22 protein-coding genes and 2 tRNA genes are annotated in these 24,507 nt (G+C 69.9%); 6 read left to right on the forward strand and 18 right to left on the reverse strand.

Annotation, left to right across the window (positions count from 1 at the left end; genetic code table 11):
- Positions 1 to 399: 399 nt before the first annotated feature.
- Entirely contained in the window at positions 400 to 1,719 is a 1,320-nt protein-coding gene (locus ACFZDJ_RS04985) for a cytochrome b/b6 domain-containing protein (RefSeq protein WP_390927375.1), read from the forward strand.
- Positions 1,716 to 3,335, forward strand: a complete 1,620-nt coding sequence (locus ACFZDJ_RS04990; RefSeq protein ID WP_067370006.1) for an NADH-quinone oxidoreductase subunit NuoF family protein — start codon at positions 1,716 to 1,718, stop codon at positions 3,333 to 3,335. Before ACFZDJ_RS04985 ends, ACFZDJ_RS04990 begins: the two co-directional genes overlap by 4 nt.
- 50 nt (positions 3,336 to 3,385) lie before the next feature.
- On the opposite strand, the gene ACFZDJ_RS04995 is transcribed toward ACFZDJ_RS04990, so the two are convergent.
- Positions 3,386 to 3,458: transfer RNA gene (locus ACFZDJ_RS04995), tRNA-Ala, on the reverse strand.
- Between the two features lie 147 nt (positions 3,459 to 3,605).
- On the opposite strand from ACFZDJ_RS04995, the gene ACFZDJ_RS05000 reads away from it, so the two are divergent.
- The gene (locus ACFZDJ_RS05000) at positions 3,606 to 4,814 is read left to right on the forward strand and encodes a glycosyltransferase 87 family protein (protein WP_391056152.1); all 1,209 of its coding nucleotides are present in this window, start codon (positions 3,606 to 3,608) and stop codon (positions 4,812 to 4,814) included.
- On the opposite strand, the gene ACFZDJ_RS05005 is transcribed toward ACFZDJ_RS05000, so the two are convergent.
- From ACFZDJ_RS05005 to ACFZDJ_RS05015, 3 genes are all read right to left on the reverse strand, one after another.
- Positions 4,783 to 5,016: a hypothetical protein gene (locus tag ACFZDJ_RS05005; RefSeq protein WP_010986886.1), complete on the reverse strand. Its 234-nt coding sequence runs from the start codon at positions 5,014 to 5,016 to the stop codon at positions 4,783 to 4,785. The genes ACFZDJ_RS05000 and ACFZDJ_RS05005 overlap by 32 nt on opposite strands.
- A gap of 3 nt (positions 5,017 to 5,019) precedes the next feature.
- On the reverse strand, positions 5,020 to 5,193 hold the full coding sequence (locus ACFZDJ_RS05010; protein WP_101405208.1) for a hypothetical protein: 174 nt from the start codon (positions 5,191 to 5,193) through the stop codon (positions 5,020 to 5,022).
- Between the two features lie 69 nt (positions 5,194 to 5,262).
- The gene (locus ACFZDJ_RS05015) at positions 5,263 to 6,732 is read right to left on the reverse strand and encodes an MFS transporter (RefSeq protein ID WP_390927370.1); all 1,470 of its coding nucleotides are present in this window, start codon (positions 6,730 to 6,732) and stop codon (positions 5,263 to 5,265) included.
- Positions 6,733 to 6,851: 119 nt separating this feature from the next.
- On the opposite strand from ACFZDJ_RS05015, the gene ACFZDJ_RS05020 reads away from it, so the two are divergent.
- Positions 6,852 to 7,769 (forward strand): helix-turn-helix domain-containing protein, encoded by a 918-nt coding sequence (locus ACFZDJ_RS05020; protein ID WP_391056155.1) that lies wholly within the window; start codon positions 6,852 to 6,854, stop codon positions 7,767 to 7,769.
- An 80-nt stretch (positions 7,770 to 7,849) separates the two neighbouring features.
- On the opposite strand, the gene ACFZDJ_RS05025 is transcribed toward ACFZDJ_RS05020, so the two are convergent.
- The 7 genes from ACFZDJ_RS05025 to ACFZDJ_RS05055 form a co-directional block, all read right to left on the reverse strand.
- Positions 7,850 to 7,922, reverse strand: a tRNA-Ala gene (locus ACFZDJ_RS05025).
- 107 nt (positions 7,923 to 8,029) lie between these two features.
- The gene (locus ACFZDJ_RS05030; protein WP_389595396.1) at positions 8,030 to 8,650 is read right to left on the reverse strand and encodes a histidine phosphatase family protein; all 621 of its coding nucleotides are present in this window, start codon (positions 8,648 to 8,650) and stop codon (positions 8,030 to 8,032) included.
- Between the two features lie 113 nt (positions 8,651 to 8,763).
- Entirely contained in the window at positions 8,764 to 9,207 is a 444-nt protein-coding gene (rsfS, locus tag ACFZDJ_RS05035) for a ribosome silencing factor (protein ID WP_054231941.1), read from the reverse strand.
- A gap of 172 nt (positions 9,208 to 9,379) precedes the next feature.
- On the reverse strand, positions 9,380 to 11,212 hold the full coding sequence (locus tag ACFZDJ_RS05040; RefSeq protein WP_390927369.1) for a LytR C-terminal domain-containing protein: 1,833 nt from the start codon (positions 11,210 to 11,212) through the stop codon (positions 9,380 to 9,382).
- Positions 11,213 to 11,237: 25 nt separating this feature from the next.
- The gene (nadD, locus tag ACFZDJ_RS05045) at positions 11,238 to 11,804 is read right to left on the reverse strand and encodes a nicotinate-nucleotide adenylyltransferase (protein WP_248297702.1); all 567 of its coding nucleotides are present in this window, start codon (positions 11,802 to 11,804) and stop codon (positions 11,238 to 11,240) included.
- A 247-nt stretch (positions 11,805 to 12,051) separates the two neighbouring features.
- Entirely contained in the window at positions 12,052 to 12,213 is a 162-nt protein-coding gene (locus tag ACFZDJ_RS05050) for a hypothetical protein (RefSeq protein ID WP_095854717.1), read from the reverse strand.
- 155 nt (positions 12,214 to 12,368) lie between these two features.
- A complete protein-coding gene (locus tag ACFZDJ_RS05055; protein ID WP_168491460.1) occupies positions 12,369 to 12,527 on the reverse strand; it encodes a hypothetical protein in 159 nt (52 codons plus the stop codon).
- Positions 12,528 to 12,630: 103 nt separating this feature from the next.
- Between ACFZDJ_RS05055 and ACFZDJ_RS05060 the strand changes: the two genes are divergently transcribed.
- Entirely contained in the window at positions 12,631 to 13,773 is a 1,143-nt protein-coding gene (locus ACFZDJ_RS05060; RefSeq protein WP_390927366.1) for a M48 family metalloprotease, read from the forward strand.
- A gap of 101 nt (positions 13,774 to 13,874) precedes the next feature.
- Here the strand turns inward: ACFZDJ_RS05060 and ACFZDJ_RS05065 are convergent, their stop codons facing one another.
- The 5 genes from ACFZDJ_RS05065 to proB form a co-directional block, all read right to left on the reverse strand.
- Positions 13,875 to 14,942 carry a hypothetical protein gene (locus tag ACFZDJ_RS05065; protein WP_391056157.1) on the reverse strand — a complete coding sequence of 356 codons (1,068 nt, stop codon included), beginning with the start codon at positions 14,940 to 14,942 and terminating at the stop codon, positions 13,875 to 13,877.
- 144 nt (positions 14,943 to 15,086) lie between these two features.
- Positions 15,087 to 15,737, reverse strand: a complete 651-nt coding sequence (locus tag ACFZDJ_RS05070; protein WP_391056160.1) for a hypothetical protein — start codon at positions 15,735 to 15,737, stop codon at positions 15,087 to 15,089.
- Between the two features lie 62 nt (positions 15,738 to 15,799).
- A complete protein-coding gene (locus tag ACFZDJ_RS05075; protein ID WP_391056163.1) occupies positions 15,800 to 17,086 on the reverse strand; it encodes a glutamate-5-semialdehyde dehydrogenase in 1,287 nt (428 codons plus the stop codon).
- A 61-nt stretch (positions 17,087 to 17,147) separates the two neighbouring features.
- Positions 17,148 to 17,627 carry a hypothetical protein gene (locus ACFZDJ_RS05080; protein ID WP_390928650.1) on the reverse strand — a complete coding sequence of 160 codons (480 nt, stop codon included), beginning with the start codon at positions 17,625 to 17,627 and terminating at the stop codon, positions 17,148 to 17,150.
- Between the two features lie 214 nt (positions 17,628 to 17,841).
- On the reverse strand, positions 17,842 to 18,981 hold the full coding sequence (gene proB, locus ACFZDJ_RS05085) for a glutamate 5-kinase (RefSeq protein ID WP_390927360.1): 1,140 nt from the start codon (positions 18,979 to 18,981) through the stop codon (positions 17,842 to 17,844).
- Between the two features lie 247 nt (positions 18,982 to 19,228).
- Between proB and ACFZDJ_RS05090 the strand changes: the two genes are divergently transcribed.
- On the forward strand, positions 19,229 to 20,629 hold the full coding sequence (locus tag ACFZDJ_RS05090; RefSeq protein ID WP_391056166.1) for a polysaccharide pyruvyl transferase family protein: 1,401 nt from the start codon (positions 19,229 to 19,231) through the stop codon (positions 20,627 to 20,629).
- A 184-nt stretch (positions 20,630 to 20,813) separates the two neighbouring features.
- Here the strand turns inward: ACFZDJ_RS05090 and ACFZDJ_RS05095 are convergent, their stop codons facing one another.
- Positions 20,814 to 22,019 (reverse strand): glycosyltransferase, encoded by a 1,206-nt coding sequence (locus ACFZDJ_RS05095; RefSeq protein ID WP_390927357.1) that lies wholly within the window; start codon positions 22,017 to 22,019, stop codon positions 20,814 to 20,816.
- 245 nt (positions 22,020 to 22,264) lie between these two features.
- Positions 22,265 to 24,367: a hypothetical protein gene (locus ACFZDJ_RS05100; protein ID WP_390927355.1), complete on the reverse strand. Its 2,103-nt coding sequence runs from the start codon at positions 24,365 to 24,367 to the stop codon at positions 22,265 to 22,267.
- Between the last annotated feature and the right edge of the window lie 140 nt (positions 24,368 to 24,507).

Raw genomic sequence — 24,507 nt, forward strand, 5'->3', positions numbered from 1 at the left:
CGATCGTCTCTGCCAGCGGCTTGGAAATGAAAAATCCCCTCGCACAGGAGGGGACGCCGCGCCGATTCCGACCACGGGTCGTCAGTGGTCGGGACTGATCAGCGCGGCTCGCTAAGCAGAAGGCGTACGGCACGCATGGCGTCAGGGTACCGCAGCCCCTGCGTGCGCCGCGACGAGCTTTGGACGGGGCAGACACGCCGTGCCACTCGTCACAATCACGCCAAAAAAACTGAACAATATTCAAATATTACTTCGCGTAAGGGGACGCTACGGGACAACACAAGGGCCTGGTCGCCGTTTGATAACAACGCAATAACTCAAACCTCGTACCCATCGGTATGGCTCGACTTAGAGTTCGGCTTCGGGACCGCTTCCCCGAACCGTTGGGAGTAACCCCCTATGAACCCTCGTCGCAGTGGCAGCACGCTTCCCCGACCGGGCCGCTCGGCCTACGGGATGGCGACGGCTGCCGTCCTGCTGCTCATACCCGTGGTCGTGCTGGCCGGAGGCAACCGAGTCCAGGACTTCCTCAACTTCGGTGCGGGCGTCCTGTCGCTCGTCTCCCTCACGTGTTCGGTCATCTGGGGCCTCATCGCCCAGGACCGGCTCATCCTCAACACGCGTCAGCGGATCGTGGCACAGGGCATCCACCGGGTGACGGCCGTCGGCTCGATCGCGTTCCTCTTGGTGCACATCACCATCAAACTGGCGCTGGACCACACCGTCCTGATCGCCGCGCTGATCCCCTTCAGTCTGGGCGTCAAGGGCAGCGCCGGACTCATCGGCCTCGGCTCCCTGGCCGGGCTGCTCATGATCTTCGTGGGCATCACCGGCGCACTGCGCAACCAGTTCGCGGCTCCGGCACCCGTCGCGGCGCGCTGGCGCGCGATGCACATGCTGGCGTACCCGGCCCTGTGCGCGGCGCTGATCCATGGTCTCTTCGCGGGGCGGGCGGCGAAGCCGTTCTTCATGGTGTCCTACGAGCTGTGCCTGGTCGCGGTCGGCGCGGCCCTCGCCCTGCGCGCGGCTCCCCACCCCTTCAAGCGCAAGGTCGCCGACCGGATCCTGGCGATCCTCGGCGAGGGCGGCGGCGCCGGTGGCCGCATGGCCCGCGAGGACCTGACGGCATCCCGTGCCGCCCTGTCGGAGAACTCCCTGCCGGGCTTCGCCCCGCGCCCCGCGCAGCAGTCCTCGGGCGCCCCCTTCGTACCCCCGCAGCGCACGCCGTCCCCCGAGCAGTCGCTGTACCAGACCCCGGTCGACCCCGCCGCTGCCGCGGACGCGACGTCCGGCTTCGCGGCCGCCTACCGGGCCGTCTCGGGCACACCCGGCGCGAACCCCGCCGGCGCGGCCCCGACCGAGCGCATCCAGATGCCCATGAACATGCAACCGACGGAGACGTTCCCCCGCGCCGACGCCGGTGGCAGCACGTCGGGCAGTTGGCCCATCCCCTCGCCGCCGCCGGTCGGTGAGGCACCCCGCTCCGCGTACGACCCGCTCGCCGACACGGGATACAACATCCCCGTCTATGACAACTCGGCCACCGGCGGGTACGTCACGAGTGATGTGTACAACAACGGTGAGACGAACCCCGCCTTCGGTACGTACAACACCAACGACACGTACGACAGCGGTCCCACGCCTGACGTACTGCCGGGCGCCTTCGACGCTCCTGGCTCCGGTGAACCATGGAACGCCCCTTCCGGAGGCTTTAAGTGAACGAGGCCCTGCCCGACGTCCCGGAGGTCCGCGTCGTCGGACTTCCGCAGCTCACGTCGGGCTTCGACCTGGTTGAACGGCTCGATCTGCCCATGCACCTCAAGGTGCACGGGCCGCTCGAGCCGATGGGCGGTGAACAGCTCGCGGGCCTCGCCGAGGCCATCGGACTGAAGGGCCGCGGCGGCGCGGGCTTCCCCTTCGCCAAGAAACTGCGCTCGGTCGCCGAGTCGGCCATCAGCAAGGGCATCCGACCCGTCGTGGTCGTCAACGGAAGTGAGGACGAACCCGCCTGCCGCAAGGACACGGTGCTCATCAACCGTGCCCCGCACCTCATCCTGGACGGCGCCCTGCTGGCCGCGGAGGCCATGGGCGCCCGCACGCTGGTCATCGGGGTGACCCGTGAGTCGACCCAGCGGTCCATGGAGGCCGCGCTGGCCGAGCGCGGCCTGAGCGACCGGCGTGGATCGCCGCTCCGCGCGCGTGTGCAGCGCAATCCGGTGCGGATGGTGACCGGAGCGGCCGCTTCGCTCATCCGCTCCATCGACGGCGGCCCGGCCATCCCGCCGGGCCGCAAGATCAGCGCGTCGCAGAGCGGCGTCGGCGGGGCGCCCACCCTGCTCTCGAACGCCGAGACGTACGCGCAGCTGGCCATCGCCGCCCGTATCGGCCCCGACCGCTACCGCAACACCGGTCTGTACGACGAGCCCGGCACCGTCATGCTCACCATCTCCGGCGCGGTCGCCCGCCCCATGGTGATCGAGGTCCCCACCGGCGTGCCGCTGCGCTACGTGCTCCAGCTGGCCGGCGCCCCGCCGATGCCGCAGGGCGTACTGACCGGCGGCTACCACGGCAAGTGGCTGGACGCAGCGACGGTCAACGAGGCGATCGTCTCGCGCAACTCCCTGGACGCGGTGGGCGGCGCGCTCGGCGCCGGGGCGATCCTCCCGATCACCCAGGAGACGTGCCCGCTGGGCGAGTCGCTCCGGGTGGCCCAGTGGCTGGCTGAGGAGAGCGCGGGACAGTGCGGTCCCTGCTACCTCGGCCTACCCGCCGCGGCGCGCGGCCTGGAGGACATCCTCAACGGCGGCGGACCGGCCGCCCTGGAGGCCGTGAAGCAGGTCGCCAAGGCCGTGAAGAGACGCGGCGCCTGCTCGCACCCCGACGGCTCGGCGATGTTCATCGAGTCGACCATCAAGGCGTTCACGGACGACCTGGCCGCCCATGTCCTCGGCAATGGCTGCGGAAGGCCCGTGGAGGGCGTTCTGCCGCTCTTCGAGGGTGGCCAGCTCCCCACCGGCATCCCCGGCGGCCAGGCGGTCGAGGAGGCGGGCCCCAGCCGCCAGAAGATCTACGTCGACTGGACCCTGTGCCGCGGTCACGGCCTGTGCGCGGACATCCTTCCCGAGGTCTTCGAACTGGGCGCCGACGGCTTCCCCACCGTCGCGCAGGCCCAGGTACCCCGGTACGCGGAGGCGAAGGCGCTGCGCGCCGTACGCCGCTGCCCGGCACTGGCCCTGCGCATCGAGGAGGACACCCGCTCCTCCGCCCCGGCACGCAACAACCTGCCGGTCCTCTCCCAGCGTCGTGGCCGTCGGGCGCTCGGCAGCGGCCGCTGAACACGACGAAGGCGGGCCACCCTGACCGGGTGACCCGCCTTCAATATGTGTGGAGCTAAGGAGAATTGAACTCCTGACCTCCTGCATGCCATGCAGGCGCTCTACCAACTGAGCTATAGCCCCTCGCGGCCATGCGGCGAAGCCGCATATCGACCGTGTCGCCCGGTTTCCCCGGCGGCGACGCCAACATTACACGGTCCTCCCCATGGACCACCAAATCGATTCCGTGCCGCACGGACAATGCGGACATGAGGGATAGTGTCGGCCTTCGTGACCGTGATCGCGCTCCCCCGTGTCCGCCGCCGTGCGCCCGTCGCCCTGGGGGCGTGCCTGTTGTCCTTCGCCGCCTTCTGGTGGGCGCAGCGGGCCGCGCACGTGTCGATGATCGACCTGCTGGTGTACCGGGCGGAGGGCGAGACCGTCCGCGCGGGCGGCGACCTCTACGCGCTGCGTACGACCGAGGCCCATCTGCCGACCACCTACCCGCCGTTCGCGGCACTGCTGTTCACGCCGCTGACGCTGCTGGACACGTCGGCCATGCGGACCCTGGCGACGGCCGGAAATCTGGCCCTTCTTGTGGTGTTCGTGGCCCTCTCGCTACGGCTCGTCGACCACGCGCGCGTGGAGAGCGTCTGGTGGGCTTCCGCGGCGGCCGTGTGGTGCGAGCCGGTGTGGACGACCATGCGGTACGGGCAGATCAACCTGCTGCTCGGCGTGCTGGTGCTGTGGGACCTGACGCGGCGGCCCTGGCACCGCTGGGCCGGAGTGGGCATCGGACTCGCGGCGGCGATCAAGCTGACACCGGCGCTCTTCGCGGTGTTCCTGCTGGTCACCGGTGTCGTGACATACGCACGGCGGGGCCCCGGAGGCCCCTGGCTGCGGCACGCGCGCGGGGCGGGCGTCACGTTCGCCGGGGCAACCCTGCTGGCGGCCTCCGCCCTGCCGTACGACTCATGGCACTTCTGGAGCCGCATGATCTTCGAGACAGGCCGGGTCGGGCTCGTGGAGGACACCGCGAACCAGTCTCTGCGCGGGGTACTGGCCCGGCTGCTGCACACCACTCAGCCGGGCCTCTGGTGGGTCACCGCGGCGGCCGTGACGGGCTCCCTGGGCCTCGGGGTCGCCGTGGCGGCGGAGCTGCGCGGTCGGCGCGCCTGGGCGGTGACCGCCTGCGCGGTCACGGCGCTGCTGATCAGTCCGGTGTCATGGTCGCACCACTGGGTGTGGTGCGTGCCGATGGTGCTGATCCTCGGCACGCGCGGCCGGGCGGCCGCCGTCGGTACGGCGCTGGTGACCGCCGTCGGTACGTCGCTGGTCTTCTGCTCGTACGCGCTGTGGTGGGTGCCACACGGCCCGGGACGGTTCGAACTGCAACAGACGGGCGCCCAGTTGACGTTGTCGGCCCTCTACGAAGGAGCCGGCCTCGTCTTCCTGACCCTGATCGGGGTCAGGCTGTGGCGAACGAATAGAACCGTTTGAGCGTGCAGTGCTCGTCGAGGAGCCGGCCGTAGATCGGCTCGCCCTCCAGCTCGCGGTACGTCTCGATCGGGTCGCCTTTTATGATCAGCGCCCGCGCGCACTCCTCACACCAGTACTGGTAGTCGTGGTTGACCGGCTCCATGTCGCGGACGATCGGCGTACCACTGCCGCACCAATCGCACTTCCGCCTGTGTGCACCCATCGATCAGCTCCAGCTGTGGCCGCAGGCCGTGCACACGTAGGAGATCCCGCCGTTGTCGCCGAGGACCTGGGCGACGTGGACCGATCCGCAGGAAGGACAGTCGAGGAGAGTGGCTCTTCTACGTGTCTGTGCCACGTCGAGGAGATCGTCGACCTCCTCGAGGATGCTCGCAGGCATCGCTTCTCCCTCCCGTCGGGCCGCGCCCCCTTCCGGCCGTTTGATTCTGCCACGGCCGGAGCAATACGGTCAGCGACGCCTTCGTACCAGTCCGGACACGGCACCCGACGTGGCCGTCGCGGCCAGCGCATACGTGCACATGAGGAGCGCGTCCGCAGAGGTATACGCCCCCGGAGCCCCAAGTGACTCAAGTCGGTTCAAGAACAGTGCGCCGAAGGCCGCGACACCGATCAGCTGACCGAGCTGGGCGACCGTCGCGAGCAGTCCGCTCGCGTCCGCCGCGTCCTCGGGCCGCACCGTGGCCAGAGCCCTGGTCAGCGTGGGACTGAAGCCCAGCGCGAGGCCGGTCCCCACGCCTGCGAACGCCACATACAGCCAGGGACCGCCGTCGCCCCCGCCCTTCAGCACGGCTCCGACGCCGGCCACGGAAACGGCGGCGATGACGAAGCCGGTGGGGATCAGAACGCCTTGCAGAGCGGCCGGCCAGTTGCGCCAGGTCAGACCGACCGCGCCGAAGACCACCGCGGTCGGCGCGAAGGTGAGTCCGGCGCGCAGCGCGCTGTACCCGAGCCCGCCCTGAACGTGCAGGGTCAGAGCGAACAGGAAGCCCGCGTTGACCGCCATCACCGCGAGCAGGCGGAAGACCGCGAGGCCCATGCCGGGGTGGCGCAGCACCCGGGGTGAGATCAGCGGCGCTCCACCCCGCCGGGCGAGCCGGGACTCGTACAGACAGAAAAGGGTGAAGAGGACCGCGGCCGCGCCGAGCGACAGCCAGGACCACAGCGGCCAGCCCTCCTCCTGGCCGAGCACGAGCGGCACGGTGAGCAGCGACACGGCGGCGCCGAGCAGGACGAGGCCCGGCAGGTCGAGGCCGCGTGAGCGCTCCACGGCTCCCGCGGCGTCCCGTGGCAGGACGCGGTGGCCGACGGCCAGGAGTACGAGGCCCACGGGCACGTTGACCAGGAACACCGGCCTCCAGCCGGTGCCGAACAGGTCGGCGCTGACCAGGACACCGCCCAGCACCTGACCGGCCGCGGCGCCGGTCGCGACGACGGCGGAGTACGCGCCGAGGGCACGGGCCCGGGCCTCGCCGGTGAAGTGGCGCTGGATCAGGCTGAGCACCTGCGGGATCATCACGGCCGCACCTGCGCCCTGCACCAGCCGGAAGGCGATCAACTCCCCGGTTCCCCGTGCGAGTCCGCACGCCAGCGAGGCCGCGGTGAACAGCGCGAGTCCGGCGAGGTGGACGCGGCGGTGGCCGAGCAGGTCGCCGAGGCGCGCGCCGGTGATCAGCAGTACGGCGTACGCGATGGAGTATCCGGCGACCACCAACTGCATCCCGGCGCCGGACGCGTGGAGTTCGGAACCGATCGTGGGCACGGCGACGTTCACGATGAAAACGTCGAGCAGTGCCATGAACTGGGCTGTGAGCACGACCGCGAGCAGCCGTCCGGGGCGATTGTCAGTGCCGGGGGCTTTACTGGTCGCAGGACTTGAATCCGCTGCGGGACCTGGGCCCGCGGGGGTTGTCGTCGTCATGGCTCCGAGCCTGGCGGCGGCCGGATACGGGTGCCGAGAGCCCGCCGATGCTGGTACTGACAGCACCTGGCAGCGGTCGGCTTCGGCGCGGACGATGGAAGACGGGGGAAGTGAAGCCGATGAACACGACACAGCGTCGCAGGCCGGAGCTGGCCGGCTTTCTGCGCGGCCGGCGGGCGCGGGTGACACCCGCCGACGTGGGGATGCCCCCGGGCTTCCGACGCCGCACGCCGGGGCTGCGCCGCGAAGAGGTCGCGCAGCTCTCCGGGGTCGGTGTGACCTGGTACACATGGCTGGAGCAGGGCCGCCCCATCAACGCCTCTCCTCAGGTCCTGGACGCGGTGGCGCGCACCCTGCGCCTGGACCAGACCGAACGGGAGCATCTGTACCACTTGGCCGAAGTGCCCTACGAGTCCGAGCCGGAGCTTCCCGCGCAGACCGTGAGCGCGGAGATCCAGGGCATCATCGACGCCCTCGATCCACGCCCGGCGGCGGTCTACAACTCGCGGTACGACATCCTGGCCGCCAACCCCCCTTACCGCGACCTGTTCTTCGTGCCGCAGACGCTCGACATCGGCGTTCCCAACGTGCTGTGGACCCTGTTCACCGTGCCCGAGCCCGGCTGCCCCGTGGTGTTCCGGGACAGCGAACTGCCGTTGATGGTGGCGACGCTGCGCTCCGCGTACGGCAGACATGTCGGCGAGCCCGCCTGGGAGGACTACATACGCGAGCTGTCGGCCGCCAGCCCGCGCTTCGCCGAGTTGTGGGCGGGCGGGGACGTCCTCCCGCCGGGACCGCGCGTGAAGACGTTCCGCCATGAGGCAGTGGGCGAGCTGCGGATGACCTCGGTGTCACTGTCCATCGACGGGATGCCGGCGTGCCGGATCGTTGCCTACTCCCCGGACGACGAGAAGGCGCGCAAGGGGCTGGCGGTTCTGCGCGAGCGGCGGGAGCGGTTGTGGCCACCGTCACTCGAAGCGGCCACCGCATCCCTGGGACCGATGTCGCCCATGTCACCGACATCCTGGGGGACATGAAAAAATCCCGCCCCTCGAAAGGAACGGGATTCTCATCACTGATCTGTGCTGATCTTTGACAACTCAAGAGAGTTGATCTGTGGAGCTAAGGAGAATTGAACTCCTGACCTCCTGCATGCCATGCAGGCGCTCTACCAACTGAGCTATAGCCCCTTGCGTTCTTCCCGCCCGGCGGGGCGAACAAGAAGAACTTTAGCCTGCGACCTGCCAGAAAGTGAAATCCGGTCCCGCCCTGCCCCCGGGACCGGACAGGGGGCCGCTCAGTCGTCGTCGCCGAGCACCGGCTCCGGCAGTGTGCCGGCGTTGTGCTCGAGCAGCCGCCAGCCCCGCGCGCCCTCTCCGAGGACGGACCAGCAGCAGTTGGAGAGGCCGCCGAGGCTCTCCCAGTGCCGGGACTCCAGGCCGAGCAGGCGCCCGATGGTGGTGCGGATGGTGCCGCCGTGACTGACCACCACGAGGGTGCCGTCCTCGGGGAGCTTGTCGGCGTGGCGCAGCACCACGGGGGCGGCGCGGTCGGCGACCTCGGTCTCCAGTTCGCCACCACCGCGGCGCACCGGCTCACCACGCTTCCAGGCGGCGTACTCGTCGCCGTACTGGGCGATGATCTCCTCGTGCGTCAGCCCCTGCCAGACGCCCGCGTAGGTCTCGCGCAGGCCCTCGTCGTGGATGACGTCGATGCTGGTGAGCGTGGACAGCTCGGCAGCCGTGTTCGCGGCGCGCTGGAGGTCCGAGGCGACTATCGCGTCGGGCTTCAGCGAGGCGAGCAACCGGGCGGCGCGGCGGGCCTGGCCGAGGCCCGTCTCGGTGAGCTCGACATCCGTGGTGCCCTGGAAGCGGCGATCCACGTTCCAGGACGTCTGGCCGTGCCGCCACAGGATGATGCGGCGACCACGGCCCGGCTTCGTCCCGGCCTCGACGCCCGCGACGGTCGGCTGCCGCCCCGCCTGGGCGTCACCCGTGGCGGATGTCCTGGCCGCCTCGGCCCCCGCCGCGGTCACCGCAGCTCCCCGAATTCGACGGAGTCCTCCTCGGCCTGCAGCTTGGCGTGCTCGGCGGCCTTGCCGCGGGTGGCCTTGGCGTCGGCGGGCAGGTCAAGCTCCGGGCAGTCCTTCCACAGCCGCTCCAGAGCGTAGAAGACACGCTCCTCGCTGTGCTGCACGTGCACCACGATGTCGACGTAGTCGAGCAGTACCCAGCGGGCCTCGCGGTCGCCCTCGCGGCGCACCGGCTTGACGCCGAGCTCCTTGTTCAGCCGCTCCTCGATCTCGTCGACGATCGACTTGACCTGGCGGTCGTTGGGGGCGGACGCCAGCAGGAAGGCGTCGGTGATCGAGAGAACGTCGCTGACGTCGTAGGCGATGATGTCGTGCGCGAGCTTGTCTGCGGCCGCCTGCGCGGCGGTGGTGATGAGCTCGATGGAGCGGTCCGTGGCGGTCACTACGCGGCTTTCCGTCGGCGGTCAGTAATGACTCAAGGGTCTCACGGACCGCCGACGGCACCCCACGCGTTTCCGTGGCCACGTCCCGGGGGCCCCGGAACGTGGCGCCGACCACTCCGGAAGGTGACCCGCGACCACTCCTCGTGATCACCCAGTGGAGTGGTCGCCGTGATCACCCGGTGGAGGTGGTCACCTTGTAGTCCTGGCCGAGGACCACCGAGACGTCCGCGTTGGACGAGCCACTGCCCTTCTTCACGGTGCTGGTGGGCAGGCCGAGGGTCTTCGCGACCTCGATGGCGTCGTTCTTCCTGGCGGCATCGGTGTACGTGATCTGGGACACGCTCTGCGCGGTGGCGGCGGTGCCGGAGTCCAGGAAGGTGTAGCCGCCGTTGACCAGGACGACGCGGGCCTTCTCGGTGGCGTCCTTGTTCCCGGTGGCGTTCTTGATGCCGACACGGACGGCGGCGTCGGCGTCGGGACTCTTGGCGGCGCCGCCGAGGACGTCCTTGACCACGCTGTTGGTGGCGCTCTCGCTCAGGGTGCCGTCCTGCCGCACGGGCAACAGTGCCGTCTTGTAGTCGCCGCCCTTGGCGAGGTCGGCGAGCTTGGCGAGGAAGGCACCGAGGTCCTGGTCGGTCAGCGAGGGGTCGAGGATCTGCGCCAGGGTCTGCACCGTGGTGGTCGCGACCTGCTTGTCCGAGGACAGCTTGCGCAGCACGCCCTGCATGACCTGTCCGAACCGCTCCAACTGCGCGTTCTGGGCTTCGCCCGAGGCCCGGTAGGTGGCGTAGGCGACGGCCATCTTGCCGCTGAGGGTCTGGTTCTCGCCCTTCTTCACGAGGGGCGCCTCGCCCTTCTTCTTCGCTTCGGGGTCCGGCACATCGGCGTTGGTGGTGAGGTCGATGTTGCCGACGAGGTCGACGAGGTTGTTGAGGTAGGGGGTGTCGAGGCGCCAGGTGCCCTGGATGTTGGTCCCGAGCACCGTGTCGATCGCGTCCCGGGTCCCGGAGGAGCCGTCGTCGCCGACCGACTTGGCGAGCGTGGTCGTCGAGCCGCTGTCGTCCGTCAGGGCAAGGGTGTTGGGCAGCAGGACGGTGGTGCCCTGCTTGGTGGTGGTGTTGTCGACGAGCAGCGCCGTGGAGGTGCCGCCGCCCTTCGTGTTGTGCAGGTGGACGACGATCACATCGCGGTTCTGGGCACCCGTGGCCGTCGTCGCGGCGGACTTGCCGCCGGAGGAGGTGCCGGGCAGCTTCCCCGCGTACCAGAGGTAGCCGACGCCGCCGACCACGACCAGGGCGAGCACCACGGCCAGGGCGACGACCCTGCTGCGGGCGCGGCGCTTGGCCTCCTCGCGGCGCTCGGTGCGGTTCTCTGTGAAGTTGAGCCAGTCGATGACGTCTTCGGGCTCGGCTTCCTGCTCCTCGACGAAGGCGAACTGCTCGGTGCGGTAGTCCCGGTCGGCCCGGGGCTCGTTCTCCTCCGAGGGGCGCGCCTGCTGCGGGATGTAGGCGGTCTGCTCGGCGACCCGCGGCTGCTGCCCGGTGCTCGTGCCCGCGGCGCCGGTCCCGCTCCGGGACTGGCCCGGCCGCCCGGCCCGCCCCGTCTGCCCGACCTGACCGGCCTGCCCGGTCTGACCCGTGTGCGCCGACTGCGTCGTCTGCGCCGTCTGCCCGTAGGGGTCGTACGACGTTGTCGTCCCGGCGGCGCCGGACGCGCCGGATCCGTACGGGTCGTAGGGGTCGTAGCCGGGGACCGCGGTCTGCTGACCGGTGTCGTACGAGGACACGGGCTGCTGCTGACCGGTGTCATAGCCCCCCGCGCCGGTCGCGTAGGGGTCGTAGCCGTAGCCCTGGTGCTGCTGGGGCTGCTGCGGCTGTGCGTACCGGTCGTAGCCCTGCTGGGGCTGCTGGGGCGGCACCTGCCGGTACACAGGCTGCCCGAACTCGTCGTAGCCGACGAGCTCGTACTGGTCGCCGCCCGCGTATCCGTCGTATCGGTCGTTCACCGGTGCCCCTCTCGGCTCACTCGCCTCACTCGCCGCGGTACAGCTCGCGCTTGTCGATGTAGCGCACCACACCGTCCGGCACCAGATACCAGACGGGGTCGCCCTTGGCGACTCTCGCACGGCAGTCTGTGGAGGAGATGGCCAGCGCGGGAACCTCGACCAGCGAGACGCCCCCCTCGGGCAGGCCCGGGTCGGTCAGGGTGTGACCGGGCCGGGTGACTCCGATGAAATGCGCGAGCGAGAACAACTCCTCCGCGTACCGCCAGGTGAGGATCTGGCCGAGCGCGTCGGCACCGGTGATGAAGAAGAGATCGGTGTCGGGGTTGAGAGCGCGCAGGTCGCGCAGGGTGTCCGTGGTGTAGGTCGGGCCGCCGCGGTCGATGTCGATGCGGCTCACCGAGAACTGCGGGTTCTCGGCGGTGGCGATGACCGTCATCAGATAGCGGTCCTCGGCCGGTGAGACCTTCCGGTCGGACTTCTGCCACGGTTGCCCGGTCGGTACGAACACCACCTCGTCGAGGTGGAACTGCGCGGCGACCTCGCTGGCCGCCACGAGGTGCCCGTGGTGGATCGGGTCGAACGTTCCGCCCATGACGCCGAGGCGGCGCTTGCCCGGATTCGAGGGGCCGTTGCCGGGGCCGGTCGTCAGCCGGCTCACCCCGCCTCTCACCGCGCCGCCGAGCGCGTCACCCGCGGCGCCGCCGACGGCGCCGCCCTCCGTGTCACTCGCCGGACCGGTAGGCATGTCCTGCTCTCCCATGCGTGCAGACCCTACCGGCCCGGTCGACGGGCTCCGCCCGACAGGGGTCTTCGGGACGGCGCCGAACGGCCGAAAAGCCTCAGCGGTCGCGGTTGAAACGCGTGGTGATCCACAGCAGCAGGAGCAGCACGAACAGTGCGCCGCCGCCGGTCAGGAACGGGTTGAGGCTCTCGTGGTTGCCCCCCTGCTCGCCCTCGGCGGCAACGGTGACCAACTGTGCAGCGGTGCTGTGGAAGCTCATCTCGGCAGGACCTATCCGGTGTGGGCGGGATAAAGACGTCGGTCCATCGTATGCGGGGGCCTCGGTCGCGATCACGCCGACTCCGCCGTTGGGGACGCCGGTTGCTCAGGCCTCGCGGGCCGACACACGCCTCAGTGGTCCCGCCTGTCCCCGCGTCAGTCGTCCCGCTTGTACCCGCGCAGCAGGAACCAGGCGGTCAGGCCCACCCCGACGATCATCACGATCAGCACGACACGGAGCAGATTGCCCGGGCCCTGCTTGTCTGCCGCGCTCGCGGCCTCGGTGAGCCAGGCGGCTGCGGGAATGTGCTCCATGGTGATGGACTCCTTCTCTGTACTGCCCGTCCACGGTATATCCGCCTAGGCTGGGCCGTGCCTTGGGGGCACAAAGGGCACTCAGACGCGCATGGGGGAACACATGTCCGACAACGGCCACCAGCAGAACGGGCAGGATCACGGGCACGAGAACGTGCCGAGCAGGCAGCGCAGGCGCTTCGAGGGGATCTCCTCGCGCACCTACGAACACCCGGCGGACCGCTCGGCCCTGGTGGCCCTGCGCAAGCTCAGCGGCTTCGACACGGTCTTCAAGGCCCTGAGCGGCCTGCTGCCCGAGCGCAGCCTGCGGCTGCTGTTCCTGTCCGACTCGGTGCGCGTCTCCGACGCCCAGTTCGCGCACCTCAACGTCATGCTGCGGGACGCCTGCCACATCCTGGACCTGGAGAAGGTCCCGCCGATGTACGTCACCCAGGACCCGCAGCCGAACGCGATGTGCATCGGCCTGGACGAGCCGATCATCGTCGTGACGACCGGGCTCGTCGAGCTGCTGGACGAGGAGGAGATGCGGGCCGTCGTCGGGCACGAGGTCGGCCACGCGCTGTCCGGTCACGCCGTCTACCGCACGATCCTGCTCTTCCTGACCAATCTGGCGCTGAGGGTGGCCTGGATCCCGCTGGGCAACATCGCGATCATGGCGATCGTGACCGCGCTGCGCGAGTGGTTCCGCAAGTCGGAGCTGTCGGCCGACCGGGCGGGCCTGCTCGTCGGGCAGGACCTGAAGGCCTCGATGCGCGGCCTGATGAAGCTCGCGGGAGGCAATCACCTGCACGAGATGAACGTGGACGCGTTCCTCGAGCAGGCCGAGGAGTACGAGGCCGGGGGCGACCTGCGCGACTCCGTGCTCAAGATCCTCAACACCCTCCCCCGCACGCACCCCTTCACCACCGTGCGCGCCGCCGAGCTGAAGAAGTGGGCCGAGTCCCGCGACTACCAGCGGATCATGGACGGTCACTATCCGCGGCGCACCGAGGACAAGGAAACCTCGGTCTCGGACTCCTTCCGGCAGTCGGCGGCGAGCTACGCCACCGACGTCAAGAACTCCAAGGACCCGCTGATGAAGCTGGTCAGCGACATCGCTGGGGGCGCGGGTGACCTCGGCGGGCGGGTGCGGCGCGGGTTCGGGGGCTTCGCCGGCGGCACTCCGAACGACCGGACCGCCCCCGAGGACCGGACCTCGCCGAAGGACCAGCCGCCCCGGGACAGCACCCCCGAGGACGACGACTGACGCGCACGGGAGCCGGGGACGCGACGGTCACGGTCAGACCCGCGGCCGGCAGAACCTCGGCTGTCGGACTGTCGGACCTTGGGCTGTCAGACCCTCGGCCGTCAGACCTTGGGCTGCGAGCTCGTCGCCAGTGAGCCGCACAGTGCCGTCGCGCTGCCCGTCGCGTACGGGTCGGTGCCGGCCGGGCCGCCCGCCTTCGCCGTCTGGCCCGCGAGCAGCGGGTGCAGATGGGTCACCGAGTCCTCGGAACAGGCGAGCGGCCCGGCCTGGACGTAGGAGACGACCAGCTCGGCCTGGTGCATACGCAGGTCGTCGCGGTCGAAGCGGAACTGCAGCTCGCGCCGGACGGTGAACAGCGAGGCCTTCGCCTTGGGGTCCGAGCCGGTCGGCTTCAGGGCGTACACGAAGGTGTGGTCGGCGACGACCTCAAGGGTGCTGGAGTCGAACTCGGCGGCCTGAAGGGTGCCCTGCACCCTGATCCTGGAGTCGGCGAGCTGGGCGCGGGTGGGGTCGAGGCGGACCAGCCAGCCGGTGGGCGCGTGCCGACCGTCGGCGACCGGGTGGTCGAAGCTCTGGTCGAACTGGTCGAGCTGCTGCGGGGCGAGCAGGATCCGTACGGGCCGGTTGGTGACGCCCGCGAGCACCTCCGGGTCGAGCGAGGACTTCACGAGGTAGTCCTTGGCGGTGGTCAGGGCGGCCACGACCTGGCTGTCGGAGAAGTGCGCGGTGCGCCGGTAGGCGGGCAGCGCGATGCCGTCGGCGCCGACGGCGAACTGGGCGGCCGGGCTGTGCGCGTACAACTCCTCGGCGCTCGTGGCCCCCGGCACGGCGGTCTGGGGCGCGAGGGGTATGACGGTCATCCGCAGCGGTTCGGGGGACTGGGCCGCCGGGGTCTGGTACGGGTGCCGCACGCCCATGTAGATCGCGGTGCCGAAGGCGACGGCGATCAGCAGGACCAGTATCAGCGCCTGCCGGGGCAGACCGCGCTGGAGGGTGGGGCGGCGGCGTACGGCCGGGGCGTGGTCGGCCATTCGCTCCTGCGCGGAGAACTCCTGGAGGCGGGCAGCACGGACGAACGACTCGTCGAAGACGACGGATCGGTATTCGTCCTCTCCACCAGCGGGAGCGCCCTCGGGTGTCCCCTCAGGTGGGTCTCCAGGCCCGCCCATACCTTCAGGGTAGGTCTCCGGGGGCTCAGGTAAACGCCGTGGTACACGACAACTTCTGACAGGTTCTCACCAGGATCGCCAAGGACCGTCGCGATCGTCAGAATGTTCGAAGGGTCGTCACGGGCGGTGCGGGCGCCATGGGTGTCAGGGCGTTCGGGGAACCGCGGACACGGCCGAATGGGAGTACTCGGCCGAAGCGGAGGGGCCGGTCCCGGTGACCTTGTCCTGGCCTTGTTCGAGGCCCGTGGACGCGGGTGGCGGAACTTGGTCCTGGCGGCCCGAGGAGGCCCCCCGGTAGACCGCGGTGAAGGCCAGGGCGACCATGCCGACGCCCATCACCAGGGCGAGCACCCAGGCGACGGGGCGGTGCCAGCGGGCCTGCTTCCCGTAGGCCCTGCCGTATCTGCCGTACGAGCCCGACGCTCCGTAGCGGCCTTCGAGGATCTCGGTGTCGTCGAGGTCGTCGAGGTCCGGGTCATGGCCGTAATCGCCAGGGCCGTCCGGCCCGAACCCGTCCTCGTAGCGCTCGTCGTCGCCGCGGGCACCCCGGGAGTGCGCCCGGCGCGCTTCGGCCTCTGAGGCCTCCGCGCGGGCCTGCGCGGCTGCTAGGAGGCGTTCGACGGCGGTCGGCTCATGGATCACCGCCGCACGTACGAAGTCCTCGTCGAAGACCACGGAGGCGAACTCTTCGTCCGCACCCCCGCGGTCGCGGTCGTCGTCGGGCTCCCAGCCGTCAGGGAACGGCGTGCCCCCCACGTCCTCCGGCACGGATCCAGAGTAGACCTGGGGGGTCATTTTGGGCAGACGGTATGGAAATTCATCCGCCTGACGAGACGCGGCTCACGCGGAGCGCGGGCTCAGCGCCGGATGTGTCCGTCACCCGTGACGATGTACTTGGTGCTCGTCAGCTCCGGCAGCCCCATCGGCCCCCGCGCGTGCAGCTTCTGCGTGGAGATGCCGATCTCGGCGCCGAAGCCGAACTGGCCGCCGTCGGTGAAGCGGGTCGAGGCGTTCACGGCGACCGTGGTGGAGTCCACCAGCTGGGTGAAGCGGCGGGCGGCCTGCTGCGAGGTGGTGACGATGGCCTCGGTGTGGCCGGAGGTCCACAGCCGGATGTGTTCGACGGCCCGGTCGAGCGAGTCGACGACGGCGGCGGCGATGTCGTACGAGAGGTACTCGGTCTCCCAGTCCTCGGGCGTGGCCTCGACGACGGTGGCCTTGGAGTCCTTGGCATAGGCGAGGACGCGCTCGTCGGCGTGCACGGTGACCCCGGCGTCCGCGAGGGCGTCCAGGGCGCGCGGCAGGAACTCGGGGGCGATGTCCCGGTGCACGAGAAGCGTCTCGGCGGAGTTGCAGACGCTGGGCCGCTGCGCCTTGGAGTTGATCAGGATGTCGATCGCCATGTCGAGGTCGGCGTTCGCGTCGACGTACACATGGCAGTTGCCCGTGCCGGTCTCGATGACGGGGACGGTGGACTCCTGGACGACCGTGCGGATCAGCGAGGCGCCGCCGCGCGGGATGAGGACGTCGACCAGACCGCGGGCGCGCATCAGCTCGCGCACCGACTCGCGGCCCTCGCCGGGCACCAGCTGGATGGCGTCGGCGGGCAGTCCGGCGCCGCCCACGGCGTCGCGCAGCACCCGGACCAGGGCGGTGTTCGACTCGAAGGCCGAGGAGGAGCCGCGCAGTAGGACGGCGTTGCCGGACTTCAGGCAGAGGGCGGCGGCGTCGACCGTGACGTTCGGGCGGGCCTCGTAGATGATCCCGACGACGCCGAGCGGGACGCGGACCTGGCGCAGGTCGATGCCGTTCGGGAGGGTCGAGCCGCGCACGACCTCGCCGACCGGGTCGGGCAGCGAGACGACGTCCCGCACGTCCGAGGCGATGGCACGCACGCGCTCGGGCGTGAGCGTGAGCCGGTCGATGACGGTCTCGCTGGTGCCGGCCTCGCGGGCGCGCGCGATGTCCTTGGCGTTGGCCGCGACGATCTCGCTCGTACGGACCTCCAGCGCGTCCGCGATCGCGAGCAGCGCGTCGTCCTTCTCGGCCCGCGGCAGGGGTGCGAGATCGGCGGCGGCGGCCTTGGCGCGGTAGGCGGCCTGGGTGACCGGGGACATCGAGTCGTACGGCGAGAGCGTGGTCATATCGGAAGGGTAGTGCGCCCGACGGACCCGTCCAGCGGCTGTCCCACACCCCGAGACAGGGTCAAAAGGGATGGACTCCGACCGGAGTGGCCGGAAGTGTCCCATACCCCTCCGCGATCCGCTGATGGTACGTCTCGCGGTCGATGACCTCCAGGCCGACGATCTCCCAGGGCGGGAGCTTGGCGGTCTGGCGGTGCTCGCCCCACAGGCGCAGGGCGACGGCCGCCGCGTCGTGCAGGTCGCGGGCCTCTTCCCAGTAGCGGATCTCCGCGTGGTCGTTGGCGTAGCGGCTGGTCAGCAGAAACGGGTGGTCGTGGGCCAGTTGTTCGAGGGCGCGCCTGACCTCCTTCAGCGGGGCCTCGCCACCCGAGACGCTCAGCGTGACGTGCCACAGCCGGGGCTGGTCGGCCGGCTTCCCGCCCTCGTAGGTGTCACCGGCCGCGACGCTCGTCAGAGCCCGTTCCTCGCCCGCCGCACGGGAAGCCGGACCACCCGCCCGGGAGGCGGCACCGCCGCGGGACGCCGCCGCCCCAGGGCGCACTCGTCTCACGACGGCCTCCTTTTCGCAATGGTCCGCAATGGTCTGCAATCGTCGTACTGCATCGGACTGCATCGGGGTCTCCCCGCAACAAAGTTGAGCAGGTGGGGAGCCGCCGTGTGGCGCTTTTACACAACGTCCCCCGGCGGGGGCCTCGGAATCGGCCTTTTACGGGTGTACTGGACAGCTGTTTCGGAGGTCGTGCGGAACAGGCGTCTTACGGATGCAGGAGCACGAGGTCGTCCCTGTGTACGACCTCGCGTTCGTACTCCGGGCCCAGCTCGCGGGCCAGCTCGCGGGTCGAGCGCCCGATGAGCTGCGGGATCTCCTTGGCGTCGAAGTTCACCAGGCCCCGTGCGACCGCCCGCCCCGTGCCGTCGCGCAGCTCGACGGGGTCGCCCGCGGTGAAGTCGCCCTCGACGGCCGCGATACCCGCCGGCAGCAGCGAGGTGCGCCGGTCGACGACCGCGCGCACGGCCCCGTCGTCCAGGACGAGCGCGCCCTGCGGGGTCGAGGCGTGCTGCAGCCACAGCAGCCGGTCGGCGGAGCGCTTGCCGGTGGGGTGGAAGTACGTGCCCGTGTCCCCGCCCGCGAGGGCCTCGGCGGCGTGTACGGCGGAGGTGAGCACCACGGGGATGCCCGCGGCCGCCGCGATCCGGGCCGCCTCGACCTTGGTGACCATGCCGCCGGTGCCGACGCCCGCCTTGCCCGCGCTGCCGATGTCGACGTGCGCGAGGTCCCGCGGCTCGCGGACCTCCGCTATCCGCGAGGTGCCCGGCTTGCTGGGGTCGCCGTCGTACACGCCGTCCACGTCGGAGAGCAGGACCAGCAGGTCGGCCCGTACGAGGTGGGCGACGAGCGCGGCGAGCCGGTCGTTGTCGCCGAAGCGGATCTCGTCCGTGGCGACGGTGTCGTTCTCGTTGACGACCGGCAGAGCGCCCATCGCGAGGAGCTTGTCCAGGGTGCGGGAGGCGTTGCGGTGGTGGGCGCGGCGGCTGGTGTCGTCGGAGGTGAGGAGCACCTGGCCGACACGCACGCCGTGGCGGGCGCAGGAGGCGGTGTAGCGGGCGACCAGGAGGCCCTGGCCGACGCTGGCGGCGGCCTGCTGCCGGGCCAGATCCTTGGGGCGGCGGCGCAGCCCGAGCGGGGCGAGGCCGGCCGCGATGGCACCGGACGAGACGAGGATGATCTCCTTCTCGCCGCCGCTGCGGTGCTTGGCGAGGACGTCGACGAGCGCGTCGACACGGTCCGCGTCGAGTCCGCCCGCGGCCGTGGTCAGCGACGAGGAACCCACCTTGACGACGATCCTGTGGGCCCCGGCCACGGCCTGCCTCGCCCCTGCCACCTGGCCTGCCATGTGCCCAGTCACCTGCCCTGCCACCTGCGGTGTGTCCCCTCGCGTCGGTCCCGCCCGGCAATCTACGCGAAGGGGCGGGAGTGGCGCCCGTCGGTCCAGCCTGCGGACGGCGCCCGGCCGCCATGATCACCGGGGCGTAGCCGCTCGCTCACGTCCCGCGTATGCAAAAAAGGTTGTGCGGGTTCCTCATAGAACTTAAAGATGACGCAAAGATAAGTTGACCAACGTGGCATCTAATGTTCATCCGGTGAAGCGCATACTCCTGAGATCAGGGAAGAGCCCGTACGACGTCGTCCCTGTGGAGCAGGCTCTCCACCAGGACGTCATCGCCACCAACGCGGGAAACCTGATCTTCAGCGACGCCGCGCACAAGATCCTCAAGACACCTCGCGCCGAGGTCGTGTCGAACGGCATCCGTACCAACGTCGCTGCCGCGGGCCGCATCAACGAGGAGTACGACGCCTTCGTCGTTCCGCTGGCCAACGCGTTCCGGCCCTCGTTCGAGCCCCAGCTCAGGCGGCTGACGCAGCTCATCAGCAAGTTGACGATCCCGGTGGTCGTACCGGGCATCGGCGCGCAGACCGGTCTGGACTACAACCCGGCCAGACTGAAGCCCATGGAACCGGCCGTCCGGGAGTTCGTCACCGCGGTGCTCGAGCGCAGCGCGTCCATCGGGGTGCGCGGCGAGTTCACCGAGCGGTACCTGAAAGACATGGGCTTCCGTGACGTCGAGGTCATCGGCTGCCCGTCGATGTTCATGTACGGCAGGGAGCTCGACGTACGCAAGAACGCGCCCGCGCTCGGTCCCGAGTCCCGGGTCGCGATCAACGGCTCGCACAGCGCGGTGAAGTCGCAGGGCCTGGACCGGGTCATCCGCCAGGCGCACGCCCGCTACCCCCACCTGCGGTTCGTCGGACAGAACCTCAGTGACGCCCGCCAGCTGCACTGGCGCGACCTGTCGGATCCGAACGGTTCCGTCACCGCGATGCCCACGCACCCGGATCACCCGATGTACCGCGAGGACAAGGTCCGTGTGTACATCGACCCCGTGACCTGGATCGACGACCTGCGGGACTTCGACTTCTCGTTCGGCTCCCGCATCCACGGCAATATCGCGGCGCTGCTGGCCGGTACGCCCGCGACCGTGCTGTGCGGCGACTCGCGCACCCTGGAGCTGTGCCGCTACTTCGGCATCCCGCACCGCAGGATCAACGCGCTGCCGGAGGACCTCGACCCGGCCGAGCTGTACGCGGAGGCGGACTTCGGCGCGCTCACGGGCGGCCATCAGGAGCGCTTCGACCGCTTCATGGGCTTCCTTGAGCGCAACGGCCTGGAGAACACGTTCACGCATGGCGACGGGGGCGCGGCCCACGAGAAGCGGCTGCGCTCACTCGCCTTCCCGGCCGGCGTCCGCCCCTGGAACGACGCCGATGTCACCTCGCTGACCAGCAGGTTCGGCTGGCTCCAGACCCGTATCGGCGAACTGTCCACGGACAACGCGAAGCTCAAGCGCGAACTCGACAAGGCCCGCAAGACCGCCGCGAAGCCGGCGGTCGCGGCGACTGCGCCGCAGCGCTCCGTCTATCGCATGGCCCGGCGAGCGGTGGGCCGCCCGCTGCGGAAGGCTCTGCAGTCGGGGCGCCAGTAGCCCCTACTGGCCTTGACCCGCACTTACTGGCCTTGACCAGCCCTCACCGGCCTTGAGTAAGCCCTCACCGGCCTTGAGTAAGCCCTGATCGGCCTTGAGCAGCCCTCATCGGCGGCCTCGATGGCCAGGCGGTTCACCGAACGCCCGTTCCGTAGCCCTCCGGGCCGCGGAACGGGCGTCTTCGTCAGCCCGCGCGGCGCGGTCCGAGGACCTTGCGCGCCATCTTGCGTGCGGTGCGCATGCCCGGGAAGTGGGCGGCGGGGGCGAACTTGAAGCTCTCGATGGTGACCGTCTCGCGGGAGGTCGGGATGAACCAGCTGTCCGGGAGCGGCGCCGCCTTGTCCCGGAAGTGCGGGTAGGCCAGGTAGGCCTTGCGGCTGCGCGGGTCCACGTGGAGGGTGGGCGCCTTCTTCTTCTTGATGAAGTCCAAAACGTCCACCAGCAGGTCACCCCGGCCCTGACCGGCGAGGTTCACCCGGAGCCGTTCGTTGACCTTGAGGCGGTTCGCGACCCCCTCGGTCCAGTACGCGTCAATCAGCGGCTTGGCCAGCACGAGCTTGTTCTGTCTGACCTCCTCGTCGTCTCTGAGGAAGACGGGGCCGAACTGCGGCAGCAGCGTGACGAGGAAGGGGCGGACCATCAGGCCGTCGCGGCGCTTGCCCGCGGGCACGTGCTCGGCGATCAGGCCCATCAGGGCGCGGGCGGAGTCGAAGCGCAGGGTGTAGCTGCCGCTCTTGGTGACGTGCTTTCCGTCGTCGCGGCCGACGAGGTAGTAGCAGTCGTAGTCGGCGACCACGGAGACGCCGTCGGCACGGAGGTAGGCCTCCATGGTGAAGAGGGCGTCCTCGCCGGTCTTCAGCGACTCGTCGAAGTGCATGTCGTGCCGGGTGAGCAGCTCGCGCCGGAAGAGCTTCTGCGCGCTGAGCGTGAACTTGATCTGCGAGGAGAAGACGTCCGTGCGGGGCTGGTTCTTGCCCCACATCGACTTGGGGGCGTTGCGGTTGACGCCGATGACCTTGCCGAGCACGACGTCCGTGGCGTGCTCGTCGGCCATGGTGACCATGCGCTCCAGGGCCTCGGGGCCGAAGTAGTCGTCGGCGTCGAGGAAGAAGACGTACCGGCCGCGGGCCTTGTCGAGGCCGACGTTGCGCGGGCCGCTGGGGCCGCCGGAGTTGGCCTGCCGGATCACCGTGACGGCCATGGCCGCACGCTCCGCGAACTCCTCGAGGTACTCGCCGGTGCCGTCCTTCGACCCGTCGTCGACGGCTATGACCTCGATACGAGCGGGGTCGAGTGTCTGGGCCTCGACCGACTCCAGGCACTTGACCAGGTAGGGCATGGCCTCGTACGCCCCGATGATCACGCTCACATCAGGCTGCGTCACGGTCACATTTCTCCATTGTCATCCGAACATTTCCCCCGTATCAGCTCAAGGGCTACCTCAAAGACGGTTGAAAGTGCGAAGAGGTTGCCTCATCGGACCCCAAATGTGATGCGGTTCACAGGTTTACGGGGAACGGGAAAGGGCCCGGCCCCAAGGATGCTCCTCGGGGCCGGGCCCTTTCACTGACTGCTCGGAGAGGTGGCTACTCGGCTAGGTGGCTACTCGGCGAGGTGACTGCTCGGCGAGGTGGATCAGCCCTTGACGGCCGCGCCGCCCGTCTCGTCCGCCGGGGCCTTCCGCTGCCCGGGAACTCCGTTCGCGAGCTCCACGGCGGCGGCCGACGCGCCGGTCTCCTGACCGAAGTTGCGCGCCCGGGACTTCTTCGCGAGGTCGCGCACCGCGGCGTTGAACTGGTCGATCGACGCCGGCTCGTCGGGGCCGAGCAGGTACTCCTTCAGCTCCCGGCGGTCGGCGGCGAGCGCGTCCGAGGACGGGTCGGTGACCTCGGCGAGCAGTTCGCCCAGCTCACTCGCCGAGTTCGACAGGATCACGGCGGCACGCACCGCGGTGTTCTGCCGCTTGAACTCCTCGACGCCCAGCTCCGCGGAGTCCGTGACCGCGTACGGCTTGCCGCTCGCGATGAAGTCGGAGACCACGGACGAGATGTCGGAGACCATCGCGTCGGAGACGTTGAAGCAGTCGTACAGGCGCGGCTCGGCACCCGTGATGACCCGGTGCTCCCAGTTGCCGAAGGAGCGCCAGTAGGCGTCGTTCCACTCGGCGCGCAGCCGGGCGACCTCGGCGTGCGCGGCCGTGTCGACCAGGCCGTCACGGGTGGCCTCGGCCTCGTCACCGCTCTCGGTGACACCGGTCAGCTTCTCGATGCGGGCCTCGATGCGGGCCAGCTCCGCCTTGGCCGCGGACTGGGCCGCCGCGTCGACGGTGAAGCGCGGGTCGGCGGCGCGCTCGGCGGCCGCCTTCTCGACCAGCGCGACGATCTTCTCGTGCGCGGTCTTGGCCTGCGGGCTGCGGGTGCCGGTGAACGGGTGCGGCTTGTAGAGGACGCGGACCGGCTGCTCGGCCTTCAGCAGCGCGCGCACGATGTTGGCGCCCGCCAGCAGGATCGAGGTGTTGCCCGGGTTGTCGTCCCAGCCCTCCCAGGTGGGGGCGTACAGGATCGTGGGGATACGCCCCTCGGGCACGCCCTGCCAGGTCTGGATCGGGGCGAGCTGGGGGCGGCCGACCTCCGCTATGTCGTCGTCGCGGACACCGACGTCGGCGATGGCGTAGCGGTCGCGGCCCGCGCGGCCGGCGGTCCACACCTCGTCGTACGCCTTGCTGAACGGGTTGACGCTGGCCAGCTTGTCGCTGTCGCCGTGGCCGATGAAGACGTGCTTCATGGTCGGCACGCGCAGCATGTGGATGTTCTTGCCGACGTTCGCCGCGTACAACGCGACGCGCACCGTGGACAGATCCATGTTCATCAGGTGCACCCCTCCGGGCACGCAGATGACCGGTACCGTGGTGGGCGCCATGCGCTCCAGGATGGCGCGCTCGCGCAGGATGATCAGCGGCCGGGTGTCCAGCTGCTCCATCGTCTCCAGCCACATGTTGACCTGGTACGCCGAGTCCTTGGAGCCCGAGAAGTACAGCACCGTCTCCGGGCGGTACTCGCGCAGCCAGCCGTCGACCGACGCAAGGACCGTGTCCGCGTTGGGCGGTGTCTTCTTGCCGCGGATGTACGGGACGAGCGCGACGACGTAGACGAACGCCAGCACCAGCGTGGCCGCGATGCCCACGAAGCCGTACACGTTGGTGTCGGTGGCTCCGGTGACGAGGACGCCGACGACGGCCAGCAGGTCGAGGTGGAGCATCTTCTCGGCGGCCCGGTCGAGCAGGGTGCGCGGCGGTGCGTCCGGGATGCGGATGCGCGAGGCCAGGTCGACGTTGCGGGTGGCGACCGGCATCTTGCGGCGCAGCCGGATCATGGTGATCAGCGCGCTGTGCGGGGCCTGGAAGCCGTAGAAGGCGAGGAAGCACGCGATCGCCGCGTAGAAGACCACGCTGTCGGACAGGTCCAGGCGCGCGAGCAGCAGGACCAGCAGCAGCTGTCGGATCAGGAACCTGATGGACAGACCGGCGCGCACCTTGCTGAGGCGGTTGACCAGATAGCTGCCGCGCCGGTGCAGATAGTGGTCCGCCAGGTACGTCACAGCGGCCGCGGCCGCGAAGGCACCGACGCTCGGGATGAGCGCGGCCAGCATCAGGCAGGGGAAGCCCAGCATCATGAGGGCCGCCGCGGCCAGCTCGGCCGCACTGCCCACCCGGGCAACGCGTATAGCGGTGGATATCACGGAGAAACCTGCTCTTGAGGGGTGTGTGCCGGTTTTGTTACTGCTTGATTAACGAAAAGGGCCTTGCGGGCGATCGCGGACAATCCGGGAATTTTACGGACTCAGGCCTCTGTGAATACGCGGCAAACGCGCAGACTCAG

The organism is Streptomyces sp. NPDC007896, from assembly GCF_042959425.1.
In the GTDB taxonomy this organism is placed as follows: Bacteria; Actinomycetota; Actinomycetes; order Streptomycetales; family Streptomycetaceae; genus Streptomyces.

Coding starts and splice junctions, on each gene's coding strand:
- ACFZDJ_RS05005 (WP_010986886.1), bottom strand. CDS start 5,016: ATGGGTGCACACAGGCGGAAGTGCGATTGGTGCGGCAGTGGTACGCCG.
- ACFZDJ_RS05010 (WP_101405208.1), bottom strand. CDS start 5,193: ATGCCTGCGAGCATCCTCGAGGAGGTCGACGATCTCCTCGACGTGGCA.
- ACFZDJ_RS05060 (WP_390927366.1), top strand. CDS start 12,631: ATGTCCGACAACGGCCACCAGCAGAACGGGCAGGATCACGGGCACGAG.
- nadD (WP_248297702.1), bottom strand. CDS start 11,804: ATGGGCGGAACGTTCGACCCGATCCACCACGGGCACCTCGTGGCGGCC.
- ACFZDJ_RS05065 (WP_391056157.1), bottom strand. CDS start 14,942: ATGGGCGGGCCTGGAGACCCACCTGAGGGGACACCCGAGGGCGCTCCC.
- proB (WP_390927360.1), bottom strand. CDS start 18,981: ATGGCAGGCCAGGTGGCAGGGGCGAGGCAGGCCGTGGCCGGGGCCCAC.
- ACFZDJ_RS05055 (WP_168491460.1), bottom strand. CDS start 12,527: ATGGAGCACATTCCCGCAGCCGCCTGGCTCACCGAGGCCGCGAGCGCG.
- ACFZDJ_RS05075 (WP_391056163.1), bottom strand. CDS start 17,086: ATGACCACGCTCTCGCCGTACGACTCGATGTCCCCGGTCACCCAGGCC.
- ACFZDJ_RS05020 (WP_391056155.1), top strand. CDS start 6,852: ATGAACACGACACAGCGTCGCAGGCCGGAGCTGGCCGGCTTTCTGCGC.
- ACFZDJ_RS05050 (WP_095854717.1), bottom strand. CDS start 12,213: ATGAGCTTCCACAGCACCGCTGCACAGTTGGTCACCGTTGCCGCCGAG.
- ACFZDJ_RS05070 (WP_391056160.1), bottom strand. CDS start 15,737: ATGACCCCCCAGGTCTACTCTGGATCCGTGCCGGAGGACGTGGGGGGC.
- ACFZDJ_RS04985 (WP_390927375.1), top strand. CDS start 400: ATGAACCCTCGTCGCAGTGGCAGCACGCTTCCCCGACCGGGCCGCTCG.
- ACFZDJ_RS05015 (WP_390927370.1), bottom strand. CDS start 6,732: ATGACGACGACAACCCCCGCGGGCCCAGGTCCCGCAGCGGATTCAAGT.